The organism is Leisingera sp. XS_AS12 (genome assembly GCF_041224635.1).
Classification (GTDB): Bacteria; Pseudomonadota; Alphaproteobacteria; order Rhodobacterales; family Rhodobacteraceae; genus Leisingera.
This window is the reverse complement of sequence record NZ_JBGFGM010000069.1, coordinates 19709-43086: the sequence shown is the minus strand read 5'-3', so window position 1 is coordinate 43086 and position 23378 is coordinate 19709. Positions and strand designations below refer to the sequence as shown.

Here is a 23378-nt window from a genome sequence, read left to right as displayed (position 1 = left end):
CCTTGCGCGCAGCGCGATAGCCGCTAGCCTCGCTGCAAAAGAAACGGGAGTATTTTCACATGAGCTTTGATGACCTCATCGACCGCCACGGCACCCATTGCTCGAAATGGGACATGATGGAGCCGGTCTATGGCGTGCCCGCCAGCGACGGGCTAGCCATGTGGGTCGCCGACACCGACTTCCGCGCGCCGCCGCCGGTGCTTGCCAAGGTTCAGGAGATGGTGGACCACGGCATCTTTGGCTATGTGAACGCAGATACCCCCTACAAGGACGCAATCCGCTGGTGGATGCGCACACGCCACGACTGGGCGGTCGAGGCAGATGCGATCTTTACCACCACCGGGCTGGTCAACGGCGTCGGCATGTGCCTTGACACCTTCACCCAGCCGGGGGACGGCATCGTGGTGTTCAGCCCGGTCTATCATGCCTTTGCCAAGGTGATCCGCGCCGCCGGGCGCGAGCTGGTGGAATGCCCGCTGGTCAACAACGACGGCCTCTACGAGATGGATTTTGACGCCTATGACGCGCAGATGACCGGCAAGGAAAAGATGGTGATCCTGTGCTCACCGCACAATCCGGGCGGCCGGGTCTGGACCCGCGAGGAGCTGCAGGCGGTGGCCGATTTTGCCAAGCGCCACGACCTGCTGCTGCTGTCGGACGAAATCCACCATGATCTGGTGTACTCCGGCCATACCCATGTGCCGATGCAGGTGGCGGTGCCGGACATCACCGACCGGCTGCTGATGCTGACGGCCCCGTCCAAGACCTTCAACATCGCCGGGCTTCACACCGGGCAGGTCATCATCCCCGACCCGGAGCTGCGCGGCCGTTTCGCCAAGCGCATGCAGGCGCTGTCACTGGCGCCCAACTCCATCGGCCAGTTCACAACCGCCGCCGCCTATTCCCCCGAGGGCGCCGAATGGGTCGACGGGCTGCTGGCCTATCTCGAGGGCAACCGCCGGGTGTTCGACGAAGCCATCGCCGCCATTCCCGGGCTGCGATCCATGCCGTTGCAGGCGACCTATCTCGCCTGGGTCGATTTTTCCGGCACCGGGATGTCGCGGGCGGAATTCACCAACCGGGTCGAGCAGCAGGCCCGGATCGCGGTCAACCACGGCACCACCTTCGGCACCGGCGGCGAAAACTTCCTGCGCTTCAACCTCGGCACCCAGCGCGCCCGGGTGGAGGACGCCTGCCAGCGTCTGGCGCAGGCCTTCTCGGATCTGCAGTAGCCATGCAGCGGCTGCTGGCGCTGGCGCTTCTGGCGACCCTGGCCTGGGTCGCCTGGCAGGCGCTGGCGCCGCGCCCGCTGCCGCCGCCGGTGGCGGCGGTTGAGGAGATCGATCGCATCCTGATCGAAAAATCCGCCCGTCGGCTGACCGCCAGCCGCGGCGGCGAAACCGTGCTGGAGTTCCCCATCGCGCTTGGCTTTCAGCCCATCGGCGACAAACAGCACGAAGGCGACGGTAAAACGCCCGAGGGCATTTTCCGCATCGACCGGCGCAACCCGGCCAGCGCCTATCACCTGTCACTTGGCATAGATTATCCCAGGGCTGAGGACCGTGCCCGCGCCCGCGCCGCCGGTGTCAGCCCCGGCGGCGACATCTTCATCCATGGACAGCCAAACGCAGTGGGCAGCCTGATCACCCTGCCCGGCGACTGGACGGCGGGCTGCATCGCGGTCAGCAACGAGCAGATGGAGATACTGTGGCGGCTGGCGGCGATCGGAACCGAAGTGGAAATCCGCCCCTGAACGCCCCCGCCGACACGCTGCGGATCAGATCTTGCCCAGCGACTGGTCCAGCGGGATCAGCCCCGCAGGCGCATCGGGTGACTTGTAGAAATCGAGAGGCGCAGTGTCGGATGCGGGCGTTGAACGCTTGAACTCATAGCGCATCTCGCCGCCCTCCTCTTCGCCAGCGATGATCAGGCACTGCGACAGGTGGCGCGCGCCCTCGTAGATGTCGACCAGTCCGCGCAGCTGGGGCGCGGTTTCGGCATCCACCGAGAAGCCGGTCTTCCACAGCCGCAGCACCGGGACTAGATCCTCACCCGCCATGACCCGCAGGCGGCTTTTCTTGCGCAAACCGCGCAGGCGGGCGGAGTCCAGTGCTTCCTGCACGGCCTTGGGTACATAGGTGTTCATCTCTGGCAACCTTCCATTTGCGGGCGGATCTTCACATCCCTCTTTGCAACGGTGCGTCTCAAAGAAATAAAATCAAGTGAACATTTGTGGAAATTTGACGCCACCCCCGAGTTGTTGCCGCTGTGCGGTGATGCAGAGCGCGCGTGCGCGGCACAGGATATTCAGCCTGCACGTGCGCCCCTATGTTGCAGGGGTACAGGAATGAAGGAGCGCGACATGGGGCTTTTGATCGACGGCGAATGGCACGACCAGTGGTATGACACGAAATCCACGGGCGGCGCGTTCAAACGCAGCGAATCGCAATTCCGCAACTGGATCACCGCTGATGGCAGTGCCGGTCCCTCCGGCGACAGCGGCTTTGCTGCCGAAAGCGGGCGCTATCACCTCTATGTCTCCTTCGCCTGCCCGTGGGCGCATCGCACGCTGATTTTCCGCAAGCTGAAGGGCCTGGAGGAGCACATTTCCGTATCCGCGGTGCATCCCGACATGCTCGGCGAAGGCTGGACCTTTGCAACGGACGATCACGGTGCCACCGGAGACGACCTTTTTGGTTTCACGCATCTGCACCAGATCTATACCCGTGCCGACCCGCAATATTCCGGCCGCGTGACGGTTCCTGTGCTGTGGGACAAGGCCCGCAACACCATCGTGTCGAACGAAAGCGCAGAAATCATCCGCATGTTCAACTCCGCCTTCGACGGCATCACCGGCAACCAGGAAGACTTCTGGCCGGAAGCCCTGCGCGAGCCGATCGAGGCGGTAAACAGCCGTATCTACTCTACCATCAACAATGGTGTCTACAAATGCGGGTTTGCAACATCGCAAGAGGCCTATGACGCCGCAGTCGGGCCGCTGTTCGACAGTCTGGACTGGCTCGAGGATCTGTTGTCGCAACACCGCTATCTGCTGGGCGACCAGCTGACCGAGGCCGATTGGCGCCTGTTCACGACCTTGCTGCGGTTCGACCCCGTCTATCACGGGCATTTCAAATGCAATCGCCGGATGCTGAAGGACTATCCCAACCTCTGGGCCTATACCCGCGAACTGTATCAATGGCCGGGCGTTGCGCAGACGGTGAACATGCCGCATATCACCCGCCACTACTATTACAGCCACGATACGATCAATCCGCATCGTATTGTGCCCGTCGGCCCGGACATCGACTGGACCGAACCGCACCGCCGCGGCTGAGTCGAGCGCTGCGACAGGCCGGTCGGCACCGGCAGGGGGGGGAGGGACAGCGTTGCTTTCCGGCGGGTCGTGTTTCATACCGGGACAAACGCACGCAGATTCGCATCTCAGAAAAACGGTCGCGATGTCCCAGATCCCAACAGACCAGCCTGCGCTCCAGCGCGACCACGGTGGCAACCTCAGCGCGGCCATCGCCGAGTTCGGCGGCAGCCGCGAGGAGTGGATCGACCTGTCGACGGGGATCAACCCAGTCCCCTACCCTTTGCCTTCCTTCTCGGCTGCCGACTGGGCCGCGCTACCTGATGCGGATGCGCTGGCGGATCTGGATAGCGCCGCGCGCAGTTTCTGGCAGGTTCCCGACGGTGCCGCGGTTCTGGCGGCTCCGGGCGCGTCGGCCCTGATCGCCACCCTACCCGCCGTGGCTGACCCTCGCTGGGTCGAGATCACCACCCCCACCTACAACGAACATGCCGCGGCATTCGAGGCACACGGTTGGGAGGTCCGCCCGAGTGGTCCCACAGAGGCGCGCGTGGTGGTGCATCCAAACAACCCAGATGGCCGTCTGTGGCAAGCCGAAGCGCTGACCGCCCCCCTGACCATCATCGATGAGAGTTTCTGCGACATCTGCCCTGAGCACAGCCTGATCCACCTGGCCGCGCGCCCGGGCACCATTGTCCTGAAAAGCTTTGGCAAATTCTGGGGGCTGGCGGGATTGCGCCTGGGCTTTGCCATTGGCGACCCTGCCCTGATCGCGCGCCTGTCGACGTGGCAGGGCCCCTGGGCGGTGTCCGGTCCAGCCTTGCGCACCGGCGCGGCGGCCCTTCGCGATACGGCCTGGGCAGAGGCCACCCGCCAAAGGCTTGCCCGGGATGCGGCGCGGCTGGACAGGCTGGCGACGGACCGTGGCGCCGTCTTGGCCGGAGGCACCGACCTGTTCCGCCTGTATCAGGTGGATGATGCGGCTGCCTGGCAGCGGCGACTGGCCCGAGCGCACATCTGGAGCCGGATCTTTCCCTATTCCGACACCTACTTGCGCCTTGGCCTGCCCCCCGAAGAGGGATGGGACCGGCTGGCAGCCGCGCTGTGAATAGCGCCGCCATCCTTGCCGGCGCGCTGCTGCTCGACGCCATCTTCGGCGAGCCAGACTGGCTATGGAAACGCCTGCCGCACCCCGCCGTTCTGATGGGCAAACTGGTCGGCCACCTGGACCGAAAGCTCAACCAAGGGTCAAACCGCCGTGCCAAGGGCGTGCTCGCCGTTTCGGCGTTGGTACTCTGCGGTCTGGCGAGCGGTGCAGTGTTGTCGCTGTTCGGGCCAGTGGTGGAGTGTCTGATCGCCGCCATCCTGATCGCGCAACGCTCACTCTGTGCGCATGTGAATGCGGTAGCGCAGGGGCTGCGCAGCAGCCTCGCCGATGGGCGTCGGGCCGTGGCGATGATCGTCAGCCGCGACACCGGCACGATGACCGCACCGCAAGTGGCGCGCTCTGCCATCGAAAGCGGTGCCGAGAATCTCTCGGATGGGGTGATCGCGCCCGCATTCTGGTTCCTGCTGGCGGGTTTGCCGGGGCTGATCATCTACAAGATGGTCAACACTGCAGACAGCATGGTCGGCTATCGCAACCTGCGTTATCGCGACTTCGGCTGGGCGGCGGCGCGGCTCGATGATCTGCTGAACTTGCTGCCCGCGCGCATCACCGCGCTGCTGATCGCCCTCGCTGGCGGCCAATTGCGGCAGTGGCGCGCGATCGCAGCCGACGCCCGGCAGCACCGCTCCCCCAATGCCGGCTGGCCCGAGGCGGCGATGGCGCGGGCCCTGAACTGCGCCTTGGCCGGGCCGCGGTCATATGACGGGGAAATGCGCGACTTTCCCTGGGTTCACGCGGCCGGCGCCCGCAGCGCCAGCGCTGAAACCATCACCCGTTCGGTCCACCTGTTGTGGTACAGCTGGGCCCTGGCACTGGGGCTGACGGTTGCCTTTGCGCTGGTTTTCTAGCAAACAAGACCGGGTTCACGCGAAGAAGAACAAGGAGCGTCGAAACCATGCGCCTACTGCCTCTAGCCCTGGCGGCCTGCCTCTTGCCCTCTCTGGCAGCCGCGCAATGCGGCGGCGGTTTTCAACAGTTCGTGTCCCAATTAAAAGACGAGGCTGTCCAAGCCGGGTATGACACCAGCACGGTGAACGCTTTCTTTGCAGGCACCCGGCAGGACGAACGTGTGTTGCGGGCCGACCGGGCCCAAGGGGTGTTTCAGAAGCCCTTCATCGAATTTTCTCGGCGACTGATCTCGCAGGACCGCCTCCGGCGCGGGCTGCAGATGTCGCAGGCCCATGACAGCACCTTCCAGCGCATCGAACGCACCTACGGTATCAATCGTGGCGTGCTGCTGGCGTTCTGGGCTTTTGAGACCGACTATGGTGGCTACCAGGGCGACTTCAACACCCGCGATGCGTTGGTCACCCTGGCCCATGACTGCCGCCGTCCCGAATTGTTCCGTCCCCAGGTCTTTGCCGCACTGGAACTGTACCAGAAGGGGGACTTTGACCCCAAGCGAACCACCGGTGCCTGGGCGGGCGAGATCGGTATGGTCCAGATGCTGCCGAGCGACATTCTCGAACACGGCGTCGATGCCGATGGGGATGGCAAGGTCAGCCTGAAGACATCGCCCGCCGACGCGCTGATGTCCGGGGCACGGATGTTGTCGCATCTGGGCTGGCAGCCGAACCAGCCCTGGCTGCAAGAGGTGACGATCCCCGCGGATCTGGACCTGTCAGACAGCGGCACGGGCCGCAAGCGCAGCGTGGCCGAATGGCGCGCTCTGGGCGTTACCGCCCGGCAAGGCGCGCTCGCCGATCCGGACCTGCCCGCCTCGTTGCTGCTGCCGCAGGGACACAAGGGTCCGGCCTTCCTCGCCTATCCGAATTTCGACGTCTATTTCGAATGGAACCAGAGTTTCACCTACGTGCTGACCGCCGCCTATTTTGCCAACCGTCTCGAGGGCGCGGCGATTTATCATGCAGGGCAGCCCGACGAAGGTCTGAATGACGCACAGATGAAGCAGCTGCAGGAAAAGCTGCAGGCACGGGGTCATGACGTTGGCGCCGTGGATGGCATCCTGGGCGCGCGAACACGCGCCGCCGTGCAAAAGGAACAGCAGCGCCTGGGCCTGCCCGCCGACGCCTGGCCGACAGCCGATTTGCTGCAACGGCTCTGAGGTCTTTTCTCTTCACCGGTTGCAAACCCCGTCACCGCATTCGGTGATCCGCCTCAGCCGACGAAACGACATGAAAAAGGAGGCATGATCCTGATCATGCCTCCTTCGGGTTCTTTGCCAACGCCGCGGCATCCGTCACCCTCTGGAGACGAGGCGCGCAGCGGCACGGCGGGTGCTCGGGCTTACCAGCCGATGAATTCCTCGAAATCCTGCATGGCACGCGTCCAGATGCTGACCGCCAGCGCAAAGTCGTCCGGGCTCATACCGTCTTCCGCGAGCAGCACATCCATTTCGATACGCGCCGCCCCTTCTTCCGAGACATAACCGCGAACAAAGCGGTTTTCGCTGTTCCACTGGTTGATCTTGGCGAGCCGGACGCTGCCGTCGGTCTGATAGCCCGAGAAAAACTGAACAGCATCACAATTGATGTTGTTGTCGCAACCGTAATAGTAGACCGAAAAATCGTTGCCGTAGTATTCAACCTTCAGGTTCGGATCCCCGACGCTGTCGGTGGTGACCTCGACGGTGGCGCCCTCATCCCGGAAGAACGCGGCAACACTCTCGCCGGTCTTTGCGACGATATTCTCGGCGGCCGCGGCCACGGGCATCATCAGCACCACACCGGCGGCAATCGATTTGAGCATATTCATTTCCAACTCCAACAAATTCTTGCGTGATAAAATACAGACCTCGCAATGGCCGCCTGCTCAGGCGACCATTGCCTCGGCCTTTTTCAGATCAACCGAGACCAGCTGGCTCACGCCTTTTTCCTGCATGGTCACACCGAACAGCCGGTCCATCCGCGCCATGGTCACGGCATGGTGGGTGATGATCAGGAACCGCGTATCGGTCTGACGGCACATTTCGTCCAGAAGGTCACAGAAACGGGTCACGTTGGCGTCATCCAGCGGCGCGTCGACCTCGTCCAGCACACAGATCGGAGCCGGGTTGGAGAGGAACACCGCAAAGATCAGCGCCATCGCCGTAAGCGTCTGTTCCCCGCCAGACAGCAACGACAGCGTCGACAGCTTCTTGCCCGGCGGCTGACACATGATCTCCAGCCCCGCATCCAGCGGGTCATCGCTTTCCACCATCACCAGGTTGGCCTCACCACCCCCAAAGAGGTGGGTAAACAGCATGGCAAAGCCGTTGTTCACCTGCTCAAAGGCGGTCAGCAGACGCTCACGGCCCTCGCGGTTGAGGCTGGCAATGCCGTCACGCAGGGTCTTGACGGCGCCTTCCAGATCCAGCTTTTCGGCGACCAGCGTGTCGTGTTCTTCCTGCACGCTGCGCGCGTCTTCTTCGGCCCGCAGGTTGACGGCACCCAAAGCGTCACGCTGTCGTTTGTACCGGTCGACGTCACTTTCCAACTGTTCCGACGGCGGCATCTCATCCGGCGAAACACCCAGCTTCTCCAGCAGGGCCTGTGGCGTGATCTGCTGGGCCTCGATGATGCGGCCCGCGGCCTGGGTGACCGCGGCAAGGGCCGCGTCGCTACGCGCCTCAGAGCGCGCCCGCGCCTCACGCGCCTCCGAGGCCAAGCGCTCGCACTCCCGTTCCTTGTGAACCGCCTCACGCAGCTCCGCCTCGGCCGCAATCAGCGCCTCGGTGGCCGCGGATTTGCGCGCCTCGGCTTCGGCAATCGCCTCGTTCAACTCTTCACGTTTCTCGGCGATCTCGGCCGGAACGGCATTGGCTTCCTCAAGCTCTTCCTGCGACGCCTCGCGCCGTTCGACCAGCTCCTGGATCCGGGCCTCGGCACTCTCAAGCCGGTGACGCCAACCAGACAATTCCTTGGTGACTTCCTGTGCGCGCTTGGTTCGGGCCTCGCCCTCGCGACGCAGTTCGTCATGGCTGGAGCGATGCGTCAGCATGGTGATGCGCGCGGCCTCCACCGATTGCTTGATGTCCTCAACGGCGGCTCTTGCCTGCTCGAGATCGCCCAGATCGCGAAGTGCCTTTTCGGCCTCTTTCAACTGAAGGCCCGCGTTCAACGCGTCTTCTTCATGGCGCGCCAAAGCGATGCCAAGCGTCTCGAGTTTGCCTGCGGCCAGATTGCGATCGGCCTCGGCCCGGCTGAGCGCGCGGGCGGCATCGGCCATGCGCTGATCCGCGGCGCGACGCGCCTGGCGGGCGTCCTGATCGGCACGCGTCACCTGTTCCAGCTGTTGCAACAGGTTTTCATGGGCCGCGCGCGCGCCATCCGCAGTGGCGCTGACACGTTCCATTTCCTGTTTCAGCGCTTCCAGCTTGTTCAGTTGCTCCAGCCGCAAAGCCGCGGCACTGGGCGCGTCTTCTGCCCAGGCGCGGTACCCATCCCAACGCCACAGGTCGCCTTCCACGGTGACCAGACGCTGGCCAGGTTTCAGCTGTGCCTGCAAGCCTGCTGCGGCATCGCCGTCCACCAGACCAATCTGCGCCACGCGCCGCGACAAGGCCGCCGGTCCGGAAACGAACATCGCCAAAGGCTGGACCCCCTCGGGCAGCGGGGCATCTTGGTCGTAGTCAGGGAGGGTCAGCCAGCCGGTCGGACCATCTGCCCCGGCGAGGGGCGCGCGCAGGTCGTCCGCCAGCGCAGCCCCCAGAGCCTTTTCATAGCCCGGCGCGACCGTCAGCTCATCCAGCACCTGGCCACCCTCGGCGGTGTCACGCTCGACCAGCTTGGCCAACGTGGTGACCTCGGCCCGAAGCGCGCCCAGCTGACCTTCGGCTTCCGAGCGTTGCGCGCGGGCTTCTGCCTCGCGTCCCTGGGTTTCGGTACGGGCCTCATCCGCGGCCGCCAGGGCCTCTTCGGCCATTTCGGCGGCCTCGCGCGCCTCTTCCTCGGCGGTCAAGGCGGTGTCAAAACGCTCTGCCGCCAGGTCCAGTGCTTCGCGCGCTTCTGCCTGCGCCTCGCGGGCCTGGGCCGCCTCGCCTTCCGAACGGGCCAGCGCACGCTGGCAATCCTCAACAGCGCGGCGGGCCGATTGATGACGGGCGGCAAGACGGGCGACATCCTCGGTCACCTGCGCAAGATGATCCTCGCGCGCTTGCAGAACGGACGCGGCATCCCGCGCAAGGTCGGCGGCTTCGGCCAGCTTGGCGTCATGGCCGTCGCCTGCCTTGGACAGCTCACGCTGTTCCCATTCCAGCCGCTCGATGGTTTCTCCGGCGTCCTTGTTCAGCCCGGTCTCACGCTCGATATCGTTGCCAAGCTGCACGATCCGGTTGCTCAGCCGCTCTATGGTCTGCCGAGCCTGCGCTTCCTGGTCGCCCAGCGAATCCCGCTGAACCACCAAGCGCTGCAGAACGGCAGCGGCGATCGCTTCTTCTTCGCGCAGCGGAGGAAGCTTTTCCTCGAACGTCGCACGCTGGGCCGCCGCGGCGCGCACCAGCGCCTCAGCCTTGGACGCCTGTTCGACGCGCACACGCAGCTCGTCCTCTGCCGCCAGCCGGGCCTCGTCCGCCTCGCGCCAGCGACGATACAGCAACATGCCCTCGCTCAGCCGCAAATTCTCGCCGATTTCCCGGTAGCGCTGCGCCTGACGCGCCTGACGCGCCAGCTGGCTCAACTGACCTGCAAGCTGTTCGATGACGTCATCGACACGCAGCAGATTGGCCTCGGTGTTCTTCAGTTTCAGCTCCGCCTCGTGGCGACGCTGGTAGAGGCCGGAAATCCCGGCAGCTTCCTCCAGGATGCGGCGGCGGGCCTTGGGTTTGGCGTTGATCAATTCGGCGATCTGCCCCTGCCGCACCAGTGCAGGCGAATGCGCCCCGGTGGAGGCGTCGGCAAACAGCATCTGCACATCGCGCGCCCGCACGTCCTTGCCGTTCGACTTGTAGGCGCTGCCCACGTCCCGGGTAATCCGGCGCACGATCTCGAGGATATCGCTGTCATTGAAGCCCGAAGGCGCCAACCGTTCGGAGTTGTCGATCTGAAGGCTGACCTCGGCAAAGTTCCGGGCGGGACGAGAGGACGTGCCGGCAAAGATCACGTCTTCCATACCGCCGCCGCGCATCGCCTTGGCGCGGGTCTCGCCCATCACCCAGCGCAGCGCTTCCAGCAGGTTGGATTTGCCGCACCCGTTCGGCCCCACGACCCCGGTCAACCCATCCGCGATAACCAGTTCGGTGGGATCCACAAAGCTTTTGAAGCCATTCAGCCTGAGTTTGGAAAACCGCAAAGCTGCCCCTTCATGATTCCGTATCGAGAAACTTCATCGGGTCTTATCCTGTGAGTCAACGGTCCGCACCCCCAAATCGGGGCAGATTCCCCGCAAACCCCACCATATCTTGTGGATAACCCCGGTTTTCCGGCGGTCTCTTGCCACCCGGACGCCTCACGCGGCATACCCCCAGCGGGCATTCGCCTGACGCGGGCACCAACTGTTCCATTTGTCTCGCATCCGCAATATCCGACCCGTCGAAGACGTTGAACCGCGGTAGGGTGATCTCAGGCGGAGAACCTGTCACACGGCCCACCAAGCCTACCCCTGTGAAGTGCATCGCGGTCGGCCTACCTTGCGAATACTGCCGCAGCGTGGTCATATGAGTTGACCAATATGTCAGAGACCCGAAATGCCGTTTCAGAAAGTCCAGCCCGAAAAACTGTCAGCCTCAGTGGTGCGCCAGATCGAATTGTTGATCCTGCGCGGCATCCTGTCCCCGGGTGAACGTCTTCCAGCCGAACGGGAACTGGCTGAACGGCTGGGCGTTTCCCGCCCGTCCCTGCGCGACGCGCTGGGGGAGTTGCAGGCGCGCGGCCTGCTGACCTCGCGCGCCGGTGCTGGGGTGTTTGTGGCCGATGTTCTCGGCTCTGCCTTTTCACCGGCGTTGGTCCAATTGTTTGCCAGCCACGATGAAGCGGTGTTCGACTACCTCTCGTTTCGGCGCGACCTTGAAGGCCTGGCGGCGGAACGGGCGGCACGCTTCGGGTCCGATGACGACCTGCGGGTCATTCAGGCGATCTTTGACAAGATGGAGGCCGCCGGGAACCCGGCAATTTCCGAAGAGGCCGCGCGGCTGGATGCGCAATTCCACTCCGCCATCATGGACGCCAGCCATAACGTCATCATGCTGCACATGATGCGCTCCATGTTCGATCTTTTGCGCGAAGGTGTGTTCTACAACCGGCGGATCATGTTCCAGCAACACACGACCTATGACGCCCTGCTGGAGCAGCACCGTGCCATCAACGCGGCCCTGCAGGCCCGCGACCCGCAGGCGGCACGCGCCGCGGTGGAAACGCATCTGGATTACGTGAAACAGGCGCTGACCGACCACCAACGCGCGGAACGCAACGCCGAGATCGCGCGCCAGCGGCTGGAGCACGAAACCGCCAAATCCTGAGCGGGAAAAGCAAAAACCCGGCCACATGGGCCGGGTTCTTTTGGTTTCAAGCGTTGTGCAAGCTTAGTGCAGCTTGGCGTCCACGTCAGCAATTGCGGCGTCGATCAGCTTGTTGGCTTCGGCGGCAGTCATCTGCTTCGAGATCACCTCATCCGCAGCCGCGACGGCGATGGTGATCGCCTGGTCACGCACTTCTTTCACGGCCGAAGCTTCTGCCGAAGCGATCTGCTCCTCTGCGGAGGCCAGACGGCGCGCGATCGAAACTTCCAGATCTGCCTTCGCCTGCTCGGCCGCACGGGCGGCTTCTTCGCGAGCTGCGGTCACGATCTGTTCCGCCTGAGCCTGGACTTCCTGCTGCTTGCGCTCGTAGGACGCCAGAATTGTCTGGGCCTCTTCGCGCAGGGCGCGTGCCTCGTCCAGTTCCTTCTGGATGCCTTCGGCACGGTTGTCCAGTTGCTTGCCCAACATGCTGGGAACCTTGGCTGCCAGCAGGATGCCGACAAACAGCAGGAACGCCAGCAGGACGACAAAGTCGGTGTTGCCCAGCGAAAAGAACGGACCGGACGCGGCCAGCGCCGGGCTGGCGGCACCAAAGGTCAGGGCAAGAGCGAGAGTGTAGCGCATGTCCTTATCCCTTCGTCCGTTCGGCAACCGCGGCTGCGATTGCGTCTGCATCTGCGGTACCACCCAGCGCGGTCACCAGCGCCTCCGCGGTATCAGTTGCAACGACCTTCACGCTTTCCAGCGCACCGGCCTTGATTTCAGCGATGGCCTTCTCCGATTCCGCCGCCTTGGCAGCGATCTGAGCGTCGGCCTTGGCGATGGCCTCATCCAGGTCAGCCTGGATTTCGGCGCGGGTTTCGGCGGCAATGCGCTGTGCCTCGGCGCGCGCGTCAGCCAGGGCCTGATTGTAGGCTGCTTCAGCCTCGCTTGCCTTGGCCTTCAGCTCTTCGGCCGCGGCGATGTCATTGGTGATCGTGCCCTGGCGTTCGGCCAGCACCGCACCGATGCGGGGCAGCGCGACGCGCGACAGGATCAGGTAGATAGCGACCAGAGCGGCCACCAACCAAAAGATCTGGTTGAAGTGAACGGCCAGATCCGGCGTCAGCTGAGGCATGCCCGATGCGCCGCCATGCGCCGCGTCGGCAGCGCCGTGTGCTACATCCTGCGTGTTAGATGCCATGTCGTCCTCCTTGGGAACTTGCCGTTACACCGGGCGGTGCGGGGTTCCGCACCGCCCGGCCGTAAGGAAAAAGGTTCCTAAGGTTCTTAGACAGCGAACATCAGCAGCAGAGCAACCAGGAACGAGAAGATGCCCAGTGCTTCTGCGAATGCGATGCCGATGAACAGAGTTGCGGTCTGGGAAGCAGCCGCGGAGGGGTTGCGCAGTGCGCCTGCCAGGAAGTTGGCAGCAACGTTACCAACACCCAGTGCCGCGATGCCGGTACCCATGCCTGCCAGGCCTGCGCCGATGTATGCGAGATCGCCTTCCATTGTGATATCTCCTTACGATTGGAAGTTGACTGTAGAGGTTCGGACCTTGCAGCCGCCCTTAGTGGGACGGGTGCAGCGCGTCTTTCAGGTAGACGCAGGTCAGAATGGTGAACACGTAAGCCTGGATGAAGGCCACGAGAACTTCGAGTGCGTAGACCGCGCTGATGGCGAAGATCGGCAGGAACGCCCCGGCACCCAGGGCACCGGCGAAACCTGCGAACACCTTCAGAACGGCGTGGCCTGCCATCACGTTGCCTGCCAGACGAATGCAGTGGCTGACCGGACGCACGAAGTAGGAAATCACCTCGATGATCGCCAGGATCGGGCGCAGCGCCAGCGGTGCCGAGCTGACCCAGAACAGGCCGAGGAACTTGGGGCCGTTCAGCACGAAGCCGGTCACGGTCACGGTGATGAACACCAGCAGCGCCAGCACCGCGGTCACGGTGAAATGCGAGGTGGTGGTGAAGGACATCGGGATCAGGCCCAGGAAGTTGGCCATCACGATGAACATGAACAGGGTCATGATGTAGGGGAAGAACTTGACGCCGTCCTTGCCGGTCACGTCTTCCACCATCTTGTAGATGAAGCCATAGGCCAGTTCGGCCACCGACTGCGCACGCGACGGCACGATGGCACGGCGGGACGAGCCCAGAACCAGCAGAGCGAACACCGCGGCCACGGCCAGCGCCATCCACAGGGTCACGTTGGTCGGGGTGTACCAGGCCACGTGGTCACCACCGAACAGCGGCTTGATCTGGAACTGATCCATCGGATGGATCGCCAGTTTCGATTCCGCGGGCGCGAAAACCAGGCCCGAGATCAGCACCAGCGCGAGCGCTGCGTAAAAGAAAATTTTGCCCATCAGTCCGCTTCTCCTGTCGCCGGCTGCCGATCCCGTTGGATCAGTCCCGGTCCTGCGCATTCTTGTCGGCCTCATCGGCCAGTTTCTTCTCTTGGATCTCCTGCGCGCTGCGGAGCATTGTCTTCACCCCGGCCGCAAGCCCCAGAAATACAAACAGCACCATGAATACGGGCAGGGTGCCAAACAGCTGGTCCAACCCGTAACCGATGCCAAAACCGATCCCGAGACCGGCCACCAGTTCAATCACCATCCGCCAGGCCAGATTGGCCATCGAATAATGTTCATCCACGCGCGGCTTGGGCTCCTGGGCCTTACGCGCCGCCGCCAGTTTCTCCTCCAGCTGCGCCAAGCGCTGCTTTTGGTCGTCATCTGTCACGGGCGCCATCCTCACGCGAATTCTGACTGGGTTGCTAAGGCCAAGGGGCCGAGGAGTCAATTACAAGGATTGAAGATTCAAAAATCATACAGGGTATTGTTTTTGCGCAATTTTTTGCCAAGCCCCATGCGACGCGGCGCTCGGCCGCATGCGCCGAACGCCGCAAATGCCACGCCGCAGCATATTCAACCAAAAGGTTGATCTTAGGCCGAGGGCCGGAACGGCAACCGCCAGCGCACGATCCGACCGTCGATCAGCAACAGCCCGAGAAGGATCGCAACCATGCCCCACAGATGCTCCGCAAGAAGCGTCTCTCCCAGGACGGTTGTCCCGAGGAACAGCGCCGACACCGGGGCAATAAGGGTTGGCAGGGTGATGTTCGTGGGCCCCACCTTGGGCAATACCCAGTAGAAGGCGATAAAGGCCGCAGAGGTCAGCACGAAGCCCAGCACCAGAAGCGAGGCCCAGGTCTCGGGACGGGTGATCTGCGGTGTACCTTCCGACCAGAGCGCCAGCGGCGCGATCACGACGGTGGCCCCGGTCAGTGCAATCGCCACCAGGACCACGGGCTGCATGTCCCGAAAGCCCCGCGCAATGTTCACCGAGAACGCGTAGCACAACGGCGCGCACAGCGTGATCAACACCGCCCACAGGGCCGAGCTCTGCCCCCCGCCCAACATCGGCAGCGAGAGCAGCACGATCCCCAGGAAGCCGCACAGCACCCCAAGCGACTTGGTGAACGTCGCCCGCTCACCGCCGGGCCAGAAATGCGACACCACCACCGCCAGCGCCGGGGTGGTCGCATTGACGATCCCCGCAACACCGCTGGCGATATGCTGCTGGCCCAGCGCGTAGAAGGCAAATGGTCCGGCATAGCTCAGCGCGCCGAACCCCAGAAGGGACAGCCAGCGTCGCGGGTCCCGTGTCACCGGCTTGTGCGCCGCCAGCACGTAGATCCAGCACCCCAGCGCACCAAAGCCCACCCGTCCCATGGAAACGGACAACGGCCCCAGTTCACGCAGAAGGATCGCGTTGAACATGAAGGACATACCCCAGCCGATGCCGAGGATGAAAATCACCAGCCAGTACTTCAATGCCATGGCCGTAGCCTCCCCCCATGCCCAGAGAGCGCCACAATGGCGCTTCGGCAAAGATTGTCAAACCCCGATGTCGACAGTAGGAAGATCTGTATGAGCGCCACCCTTGACACCGTCTTTGCGGCCCTGGCCGACCCCACCCGCCGCGCGATCCTCACGATGCTGCTGGAGGACGACATGGCCGTGACCGATGTGGCCGAGCCTTTCGAGATGTCGCTGGCGGCAATTTCCAAGCATCTTTCGATCCTGACCCGCGCAGGATTGATCGCGCAGGAGAAGCGCGGTCGGGTCAAATGGTGCAAGCTGCAACCCGATGCCATGCGCGAGGCCTCGGTCTGGATGCAGGGGTTCGGACAGTTCGAACCCATTCACCTCGACGCCTTTGAACGCTTCCTCGAGCGAGAGCTCGGTGAGGGGGATCTCGGCTGACAGGCAGCCCGCCGCTCAGGCCTTGGCGGCGCGTTTGCCGGGTTTGGCGTCCCCTTCCAGCAGCATCACCAGCGCCGCGATGGATGCCGCCACCCCGATCAGCACCATTCCCGAAGGCACCCCACGGCCCAGCGCGATCTCCCACAGAATGACCCAGGTCGGGGTCAGGTAGGTGTAGGCCATCACCTTGGCCGAGGGCAGCCGCATTGCCGCATATTGCAGCAGAACGAAGGTCGCCGAGCTGGCGCAGATCGCCAGGTACAACAGCCCAAGCCAGACGATACCGGGCAGGTTCAGCCAATCGGTTGCCAGAATGTCTCGCCAGCCAAAGGCCACGAGCAACAGCGCCCCGGCGATCAGCATGCCAAAGGTGAACACCACCGCGGGCTCGCCCCGGTTCAGCTTGCGTACCATAGGCGTATAGATCGCATGCAGCACGCAGCCCCAGAAATAGATCATTTCGCCTTCGCCGATCTCGAAGGCCGCCAGCTGCGCCAGATCCCCGCGCACGATCACCCACACCGCGCCAGCCGCGCCGATGGCCAGCGCCAGCGCCATCCAGCGCGAGGTCACTTGCCGCAACAGAAGCCAGCCGAACACCGCACTCATCACCGGCACGAGGGTGAACACCGCGGCCGCACTCACCGGTGCCGCGGTTTGCAGCCCGTAAAACATCAGGACAAAGTAGCCACCGAACAGCCCGCCCAATACGACATAGCGCCAGGGGGCCCGGAAATGCGCCCGACGCAACCCCTTTGTCGCCAGCGCCGCAGCGCCGATCACCACCGCCGCTATGGCAAAGCGCGCAGCATTCAGCGCCGAGGGTGCGATTTCATTCGCGACCATCACCCCGAGGGAGAACGACCCTGCAACCAGGGCCGAGAAGGTCAGCATTGCCAGATGCCCGCGCAGCGCTTCGCTCACAACTGCCACCCCTTCGCCTGCTCCTTGAGGAACTTCAGAAACGCCTGCACCTTGGTCGTCCGGTGCAGATCCACATGGGTCACCAACCACAAGGCTCCTTCCCACTCCGGCTGCGGGGCCATCATCTCGACCAGGTCAGGCTGCTGCCGCCCTTCCCAGGCGGGCATGAACCCGATCCCCGCGCCCGCATGCACGGCCTGCTGCATCGTGAAACCATTGGTGCAACGGAACGAAATCGCCTCTGCCGGTGCATGGGTCCGCAGCCAGCGCGAAAACGGTGCACGGCTGTTTTCGTCGTCATGCCCCACAAAGCGGTGGTTGCCCAGATCCTCAATCCCTTTCAGCATCCCGTATTTCTCGACGTAGCTTTTCGAGGCATAGAGACCGATCTGCTGCTTCATGAAAGGTTGGACGACATTGTCAGGCTGATCTGGCGCATTGCCCGCGCGCACCGCGACATGGGCCTCGCCGTATTCCAGCCGGAACAGGCGATCACCGGTCAGATAGCGGATGATCAGGTCCGGGTGCATCTCCTGAAACTCCTGCAGGGCAGGCACCATCATCGGCGCAAAAGACGCCAGGGACGTCACCACCAATTCGCCCGAAACATCGTCCCCCTGCCCTTTCAGCCGACCGACAAGCTGGTTGAACTGGTCATCCGTGGCCTGCGCCACGCGCAACAGATCCTGTCCCGCCTCGGTGGGCGTGTACCCCCTGGCATGGCGCTGGAACAGCTTCACCCCCAACCGCGCTTCGATGGCGTCGATATGGCGGATCACGGTCGCATGGTGCACGCCCAGCACCTCTGCCGCACCGCTGACCGTGCCCATGCGCGCCACCTGATATGCGGTGCGAACCTCATCCCAATTGTCCATGGCGGCCTCCTTGCCGATCCGCGCACTATGCGCACGTACGCACAAATGCTGTGACTTTCTCGGCGTTGCGTTCACAAATGCAATACCCCAGTTTCTGGTCAGCAACAAGCACAGGAACTCTGAAATGACCCGCACCGTTCTGCATATCGACTCCTCGGCCCGTACCGAAGGTTCGGTCACCCGCGACCTCTCCGCTCAGATCGTGGCCCGCCTTGGCGCGGCCGATGTCATCCACCGCGACCTTGCCACGCCGCTGCCCCTGCTGGATGGCGCCTGGGTTGGCGCCAACTTCACCCCCGCCGACCAGCGCAGTGAGGAGCAAAAGCAGCTGCTTTCGCTGTCGGACACATTGATCGAGGAATTGAAACAAGCCGATACCATCGTGATCGGTGCCCCGATCTACAACTTCTCCGTCCCCTCCACGCTGAAAGCCTGGATCGATCTCGTGGCGCGTGTCGGTGTAACTTTCCGCTACACCGAAACTGGCCCGGTCGGCCTGCTGGAGGGCAAACGCGCCATCATCGCCGTGGCGTCCGGCGGCACGCAAGCGGGCTCAGACATCGACTTCGCAACCACCTACCTGCGGCACGTGTTAGGCTTCATCGGTATTACCGAGGTTGAGATTGTCGCCGCAGACGCCATGTCGATCGACGCCGAGGGCGCCCTTGCGAAGGCGCAAGACCAGATCAAGGCACTGGCAGCCTGACGCCTGCCCACGTTAATGAACAGTCGCCAGCCTTCGCCGGGCTGGCGACACGGTCATACTTGCCGGGCTAGACGTATCTGACGTCGACACCGATCTTTTCACAGAATGCCAGCAGCGCGTCCCGCGCCATCACCACGGTCCGGTCGTTCACCAGTGGGTGCATGCAGATCACGTCGGCGTCTTGCGCCTGCGCGTCGAGGAAGAAGGTGACCCCCTTCTGCACGCCGGTAATCATGGCCAACGGGCTGACAGCGCCGGGGCGGATGCCGAGGTTCTCCAGCAGTCTTTCGGTGGAGCCGAATGACAAGCCGCCCACCCCGAGCTCCGCGCCCAGCGCCTTGAGATCAATGGCACGATCCTGTTCCAGGGAAACCAGGTAATTGCGCTTCTTGCGGTCACGCAGATACAGGTTCTTCAGCCGCAGGGCACGCTCCCCCGGTGCCAGGAACTGATCCTCGACAGCCTTGGCGTCCTCGACCGTGCGCAGCGGCACGTGGGTGTGCAGCTGGTAGCCGATACCCCATCCGTCCAGCTGCGCCAAAAGCGCGTCAGAGGTAACAGGCAAGCTGTCCTGATAGGCAGATGAGGCGTCCATGTCGTTGCTCCGCAAGCCGTTTCCGAGTTGCGGCGCAGATCACAGAAATCACTTGCGAAATGCAAGTCATAACCGCGCCACCTGCCATGCCCCCTGATCACAGGGGGAAGAACCAGGTTTAGGCGTCCGCGAAGTCGGCCCGCCGTGCCTCCTCGTAGTGGTCAAAATCCGTGCTGAACCAGCCGGTGCCGCGCGTTGCGCTGGCCAATGTGTTGCACAGCTCGTCTTGTGCAGCCATCGGCAGCAAGGTTTCGAACACATCCCAGCCAACGGCCCCATCCTCAGCCTCGAAGCCGAGGATCTGGCCTTTCATGCCGCTGACCACGGGCACCAATCCACCGGTGAAGACCGAGGGCACATGGATCTGCACCCGCATGATCGGTTGCAGCAGCGTCAACCCCGCCTCGGCCAAGGCCTCCTTGACCGCGTGGTTGCCTGCCGTTCGGAAAGCATAGTCGGAGCTGTCCACGGAATGATGCTTGCCATCCTTCAATGTCACGCAGACATCAACCACCGGGTAGCCGTTCGGCCCCCGTGCCAAGGCTTCGCGCGCACCCGCCTCGACCGACGGGATGTAGTTCTTGGGCACCGCGCCGCCCTTCACCGTTTCCTCGAACACGAAACCGCTGCCGCGCGGCAAGGGTCTCACCTCGATCACCACATCGGCAAATTGGCCGGCACCACCGGACTGCTTGCGGTGGCGGTGGTGGATCTGAACCGAGCGGTTGATGGTTTCGCGCAAGGCCGGCGGCACCGGCGTTTCCTCGACCTCGACCCCGAATTCCTGCTGGAGCATCTGTTTCACCCGGCGCAGATGCAACGGCCCCTGCAGGTGCAGCAGCGCGTGGCCGCTGGCCTCATCCTGGGAGACCTGCAGCGCAGGGTCGACTTCGGCCAGCCGCTCCAGCGCCCCCGACAATCGGGCATCGTCGCGCTCATGCATGGGGGTAATCACCCGCCGGAAGGTCGAGGGTCGCGGCTGCGCCCATGCAGGCAGCGGGGCCGCGCCCTCGGCAGCATAGGCGAACCCGAGATTCAGATGATCCGACTTCACCGCCTGGCCGACATCGCCTGCCCCCAGCCGTCCGCCCTGCCCGCCGATGCTGCTGAGGCTGCCCAGCGTCGCACCGCCGACCGGGCGGCCATTGCCGACCTCTGCGCCCATCGCGCGCACCAGCACCATCTTGCCGAGGTGTTTCACCAGATCCGCCATGCAGCCCACCGCCAGCACATTCCCCGAAGGCGACAACCGTTCCAGCGCCGCGCCCACGTCCGGGGCCTCGTGACGCAGCGACTTCATCAGCCGCAGGATGCCATTGCGATGCTCGGCCGACCCCAGCAGCGCCGGGAACAGGTCATTGTGCTGCAGCACCCTGGTCGCCACGTCATAGACTTCCTCGGCCATCACCTGCTGATCCTCGATCAGCTCCTCCAGCAAGGTGTCGTCGAAATCCGCCAGCGCTTCCAGCAGTTCGGCTCGCGCCTCCTGCTCGCGGGCGTACATCGTGACCGGCAGCTCGATCAGTGCCGAAGGCTCGCCCTCACGGTATTGCCAGGCTCGCTCCGAGATCAGATCCACAGCGCCCACAACCTGCCCCTCCTCGCGGATTGGCACCTGCCGCAGGATGATGTTGTGGCTGCAATAGGCCTGAAGTGCAGCAACGATATCTGCCACCCGGTCCGCTGCCTGATCCATCCGGTTGACAAAAATAAAGGCGGGGATCCCCGCCTCCTCCAGCTTGCGCAAATACGGCGCGCTGAGGACCGCAGCCCCGGCATCGGCCGGAACGCAGAGCACCGCCGCATCGCTGGCCGCCAGCGCTGGCCCTGCATGTGCCAGGTTATCGGCGCCGCCCGCGATGTCGATGGCGGCCCAGTCCTCGCCCATGAATGAAAAAGGATGCAAGGCCGCGACCCCTTCGACCTCGTGTCGCTTCCCCGCGCCTCCGTCCAATTCGGCAAGTGCCGTGGCCAGCGTTGTCTTGCCGGATTGCGACGGTCCTAAGATAGTGAAAACGCGCATGTTCCCAGATCCTCCCTTGGCTGATACAGCTGCCCGTCAAAGGGGACCGGCCCCCTGAAACCGCCGGGACCAGCTAACTGCGCCTGTGCCAAAAGACCTGCCTCGATGCGCTGCCTGCCGATGCCGGGCACCAAAAGGGCAGCAGTCTGATGTTGGCCAGCTGCCCCTGCCCCTGTCAAGCGCGCAGAGGGCGTAGCGGCCAGAGCCCGCAGCCGACGACTGGTGCCACGCACGCATAGCCGCCCGCCATCGCGGCCCGCGCCCCCTGACAAAGGTTGACTCCGCCACCGGTTTCGGCGTAACGCCTGCAGCAACACCCGGAAGATCTGAGTCTTCCGGTCCCTGCCCATGTCAGGGATCGCCCTCCACCAGCGTGTTACGCCCGTGGGGGCATTTGCGCATGGACCGCTTGTCCCCTACATACGGGGGCGCCACAGTTTAAACCGGCATCAGGAGGCCGCAGGCATGTTTGAAAATCTATCCGAACGCCTTTCCGGCGTCTTTGACCGGCTCACCAAACAGGGTGCCCTCAACGAAGAGGACGTGAAATCCGCCCTGCGAGAGGTCCGCGTCGCACTGCTGGAAGCCGACGTCTCGCTGCCGGTTGCCCGTGACTTCATCAAGAAAGTACAGGACCAGGCCACCGGCCAGGCGGTCACCAAGTCGGTGACCCCGGGCCAGCAGGTGGTGAAGATCGTGCATGACGCGCTGGTCGACGTGCTGCGCGGCGACGAGGATCCCGGTAAGCTCAAGGTCGACAACCCGCCTGCGCCCGTGCTGATGGTCGGCCTGCAGGGCTCCGGTAAGACCACCACCACCGGCAAGCTGGCCAAGCGGCTGAAGGAGAAAGAGGGCAAGAAGGTCCTGATGGCCTCGCTCGACGTCTACCGCCCGGCGGCCATGGACCAGCTGGCGGTGCTCGGCGCGCAGATCGGCGTAGACACCCTGCCGATCGTGCCCGGCCAGAAACCCGTCGACATCGCCAAGCGCGCCAAACAGCAGGCGACGCTCGGCGGCTATGACGTCTACATGCTGGATACCGCGGGCCGCCTGCACATCGACGAGACCCTGATGCAGGAGGTCGAGGACGTCCGCAACGTGGTCTCCCCGCGCGAGACCCTCTTGGTGGTCGATGGCCTGACCGGCCAGGTCGCCGTTGAGGTGGCCGAGGAATTCGACGCCAAGATCGGCATCTCCGGCGTGGTGCTCACCCGGATGGACGGCGACGGCCGCGGCGGTGCCGCGCTGTCGATGCGCGCCGTCACTGGCAAGCCGATCCGCTTCGTCGGCCTGGGCGAGAAGATGGACGCGCTCGAAACCTTCGAGGCGGACCGGATCGCCGGCCGCATCCTCGGCATGGGCGACATCGTAGCGCTGGTCGAGAAGGCCCAGGAAACCATCGAGGCCGAACAGGCCGAGAAGATGATGAAGCGCATGATGAAGGGTCAGTTCAACATGAACGACCTGAAGATGCAGCTTGAACAGATGCTCCAGATGGGCGGCATGGAAGGCATGATGGCGATGATGCCCGGCATGGGCAAAATGGCCAAGCAGGTGCAGGACGCGGGCATGGACGACAAGGTGCTGAAGCGCCAGATCGCCATGATTCAGTCGATGACCAAGAAGGAACGCGCCAATCCCGCCATCCTGCAGGCCAGCCGCAAGAAACGCATCGCAGCCGGCTCCGGCGTGCAGGTTTCGGATCTCAACAAGCTTCTGAAGATGCACCGGCAGATGGCCGATGTGATGAAGAAGATGGGCAAGATGGGCAAAGGCAAGATGCTGAAACAGGCCATGAAAGGCATGTTCGGCAAGGGCGGCATGCCGGATATGGACGGCATGGACCCCAGCCAGATGGACCCCAAGGCACTGGAAGCCGCAGCCAAGGTCATGGGCGGCGGCAAAGGCCTCCCCGGCGGGCTGCCCGGACTGGGCGGCGGCTTGGGCCTGCCCGGCGGCCTCAGCGGGTTTGGCAAGAAGAAATAAGCTCGCATGACCGTTTCCTGCCTCCCAATTGCCTCCCTCGCACACTCCCAGCGCGCTTTGCAGCCGTCGGGTGTCGCGGCGGCGCGCGCGCTGATCCGCGCGGGGATCGGGGATGGCAATCGGCAGGGGCAGTC

General features: G+C 63.8%; 23 protein-coding genes. 10 read left to right on the top strand and 13 right to left on the bottom strand.

Translation table 11 applies throughout. The features are described 5' to 3' along the window. Positions 1 to 59 precede the first annotated feature (59 nt). Both AB9K35_RS04735 and AB9K35_RS04730 read left to right on the top strand, forming a co-directional pair. Positions 60 to 1232 carry a MalY/PatB family protein gene (locus AB9K35_RS04735; RefSeq protein WP_369924730.1) on the top strand — a complete coding sequence of 391 codons (1173 nt, stop codon included), beginning with the start codon at positions 60 to 62 and terminating at the stop codon, positions 1230 to 1232. A gap of 2 nt (positions 1233 to 1234) precedes the next feature. Next, positions 1235 to 1753, top strand: coding sequence for a murein L,D-transpeptidase family protein (locus AB9K35_RS04730; RefSeq protein WP_369924729.1), 519 nt, complete (start codon positions 1235 to 1237; stop codon positions 1751 to 1753). A gap of 24 nt (positions 1754 to 1777) precedes the next feature. Here the strand turns inward: AB9K35_RS04730 and AB9K35_RS04725 are convergent, their stop codons facing one another. Then, positions 1778 to 2146: a hypothetical protein gene (locus tag AB9K35_RS04725; RefSeq protein ID WP_222456186.1), complete on the bottom strand. Its 369-nt coding sequence runs from the start codon at positions 2144 to 2146 to the stop codon at positions 1778 to 1780. A 216-nt stretch (positions 2147 to 2362) separates the two neighbouring features. On the opposite strand from AB9K35_RS04725, the gene AB9K35_RS04720 reads away from it, so the two are divergent. The 4 genes from AB9K35_RS04720 (at position 2363) to AB9K35_RS04705 (ending at position 6549) form a co-directional block, all read left to right on the top strand. After that, positions 2363 to 3337, top strand: a complete 975-nt coding sequence (locus tag AB9K35_RS04720; RefSeq protein ID WP_369924761.1) for a glutathione S-transferase family protein — start codon at positions 2363 to 2365, stop codon at positions 3335 to 3337. 124 nt (positions 3338 to 3461) lie between these two features. Beyond that, complete coding sequence (cobD, locus tag AB9K35_RS04715) at positions 3462 to 4424, top strand: threonine-phosphate decarboxylase CobD (protein ID WP_369924728.1); 963 nt, start codon at positions 3462 to 3464, stop codon at positions 4422 to 4424. After that, on the top strand, positions 4421 to 5332 hold the full coding sequence (gene cbiB / locus AB9K35_RS04710) for an adenosylcobinamide-phosphate synthase CbiB (protein ID WP_369924727.1): 912 nt from the start codon (positions 4421 to 4423) through the stop codon (positions 5330 to 5332). Before cobD ends, cbiB begins: the two co-directional genes overlap by 4 nt. Positions 5333 to 5379: 47 nt before the next feature. Beyond that, positions 5380 to 6549: a lytic murein transglycosylase gene (locus AB9K35_RS04705; protein ID WP_369924726.1), complete on the top strand. Its 1170-nt coding sequence runs from the start codon at positions 5380 to 5382 to the stop codon at positions 6547 to 6549. 182 nt (positions 6550 to 6731) lie between these two features. On the opposite strand, the gene AB9K35_RS04700 is transcribed toward AB9K35_RS04705, so the two are convergent. Both AB9K35_RS04700 and AB9K35_RS04695 read right to left on the bottom strand, forming a co-directional pair. Beyond that, complete coding sequence (locus AB9K35_RS04700) at positions 6732 to 7199, bottom strand: YbjN domain-containing protein (RefSeq protein WP_222456190.1); 468 nt, start codon at positions 7197 to 7199, stop codon at positions 6732 to 6734. A 57-nt stretch (positions 7200 to 7256) separates the two neighbouring features. Continuing rightward, positions 7257 to 10712, bottom strand: a complete 3456-nt coding sequence (locus tag AB9K35_RS04695) for a chromosome segregation SMC family protein (protein ID WP_369924725.1) — start codon at positions 10710 to 10712, stop codon at positions 7257 to 7259. A 394-nt stretch (positions 10713 to 11106) separates the two neighbouring features. Between AB9K35_RS04695 and AB9K35_RS04690 the strand changes: the two genes are divergently transcribed. Further along, positions 11107 to 11877, top strand: coding sequence for a FadR/GntR family transcriptional regulator (locus AB9K35_RS04690; protein ID WP_369924724.1), 771 nt, complete (start codon positions 11107 to 11109; stop codon positions 11875 to 11877). A 63-nt stretch (positions 11878 to 11940) separates the two neighbouring features. On the opposite strand, the gene AB9K35_RS04685 is transcribed toward AB9K35_RS04690, so the two are convergent. From AB9K35_RS04685 to AB9K35_RS04660, 6 genes are all read right to left on the bottom strand, one after another. Then, the gene (locus AB9K35_RS04685; protein ID WP_222456193.1) at positions 11941 to 12501 is read right to left on the bottom strand and encodes a F0F1 ATP synthase subunit B; all 561 of its coding nucleotides are present in this window, start codon (positions 12499 to 12501) and stop codon (positions 11941 to 11943) included. Positions 12502 to 12505: 4 nt separating this feature from the next. Next, positions 12506 to 13060, bottom strand: a complete 555-nt coding sequence (locus AB9K35_RS04680; RefSeq protein ID WP_222456194.1) for a F0F1 ATP synthase subunit B' — start codon at positions 13058 to 13060, stop codon at positions 12506 to 12508. 86 nt (positions 13061 to 13146) lie between these two features. After that, positions 13147 to 13371: a F0F1 ATP synthase subunit C gene (locus AB9K35_RS04675; RefSeq protein WP_005636439.1), complete on the bottom strand. Its 225-nt coding sequence runs from the start codon at positions 13369 to 13371 to the stop codon at positions 13147 to 13149. 58 nt (positions 13372 to 13429) lie between these two features. Further along, positions 13430 to 14233, bottom strand: coding sequence for a F0F1 ATP synthase subunit A (locus AB9K35_RS04670; protein WP_222456195.1), 804 nt, complete (start codon positions 14231 to 14233; stop codon positions 13430 to 13432). Between the two features lie 40 nt (positions 14234 to 14273). Beyond that, positions 14274 to 14618, bottom strand: coding sequence for an AtpZ/AtpI family protein (locus AB9K35_RS04665; RefSeq protein ID WP_369924723.1), 345 nt, complete (start codon positions 14616 to 14618; stop codon positions 14274 to 14276). A 194-nt stretch (positions 14619 to 14812) separates the two neighbouring features. Further along, complete coding sequence (locus tag AB9K35_RS04660; protein WP_369924722.1) at positions 14813 to 15709, bottom strand: DMT family transporter; 897 nt, start codon at positions 15707 to 15709, stop codon at positions 14813 to 14815. A gap of 90 nt (positions 15710 to 15799) precedes the next feature. Between AB9K35_RS04660 and AB9K35_RS04655 the strand changes: the two genes are divergently transcribed. Beyond that, positions 15800 to 16135, top strand: a complete 336-nt coding sequence (locus tag AB9K35_RS04655; RefSeq protein WP_369924721.1) for an ArsR/SmtB family transcription factor — start codon at positions 15800 to 15802, stop codon at positions 16133 to 16135. 15 nt (positions 16136 to 16150) lie between these two features. Here AB9K35_RS04655 and AB9K35_RS04650 read toward each other — a convergent pair whose 3' ends face one another. Next, positions 16151 to 17059, bottom strand: a complete 909-nt coding sequence (locus tag AB9K35_RS04650; protein WP_369924760.1) for a DMT family transporter — start codon at positions 17057 to 17059, stop codon at positions 16151 to 16153. Next, positions 17056 to 17934 (bottom strand): LysR family transcriptional regulator, encoded by an 879-nt coding sequence (locus AB9K35_RS04645; protein ID WP_369924720.1) that lies wholly within the window; start codon positions 17932 to 17934, stop codon positions 17056 to 17058. The genes AB9K35_RS04650 and AB9K35_RS04645 overlap by 4 nt, the downstream gene beginning before the upstream one ends. Before the next feature lie 124 nt (positions 17935 to 18058). On the opposite strand from AB9K35_RS04645, the gene AB9K35_RS04640 reads away from it, so the two are divergent. After that, positions 18059 to 18640, top strand: coding sequence for an FMN-dependent NADH-azoreductase (locus tag AB9K35_RS04640; protein WP_369924719.1), 582 nt, complete (start codon positions 18059 to 18061; stop codon positions 18638 to 18640). Positions 18641 to 18707: 67 nt separating this feature from the next. Here the strand turns inward: AB9K35_RS04640 and AB9K35_RS04635 are convergent, their stop codons facing one another. Both AB9K35_RS04635 and AB9K35_RS04630 read right to left on the bottom strand, forming a co-directional pair. Next, on the bottom strand, positions 18708 to 19235 hold the full coding sequence (locus AB9K35_RS04635; protein ID WP_369924718.1) for a prolyl-tRNA synthetase associated domain-containing protein: 528 nt from the start codon (positions 19233 to 19235) through the stop codon (positions 18708 to 18710). Between the two features lie 118 nt (positions 19236 to 19353). Beyond that, positions 19354 to 21258 carry an elongation factor G gene (locus tag AB9K35_RS04630; protein WP_369924717.1) on the bottom strand — a complete coding sequence of 635 codons (1905 nt, stop codon included), beginning with the start codon at positions 21256 to 21258 and terminating at the stop codon, positions 19354 to 19356. A 465-nt stretch (positions 21259 to 21723) separates the two neighbouring features. Between AB9K35_RS04630 and ffh the strand changes: the two genes are divergently transcribed. Next, positions 21724 to 23244, top strand: coding sequence for a signal recognition particle protein (gene ffh / locus AB9K35_RS04625; protein ID WP_369924716.1), 1521 nt, complete (start codon positions 21724 to 21726; stop codon positions 23242 to 23244). Positions 23245 to 23378 lie beyond the last annotated feature (134 nt).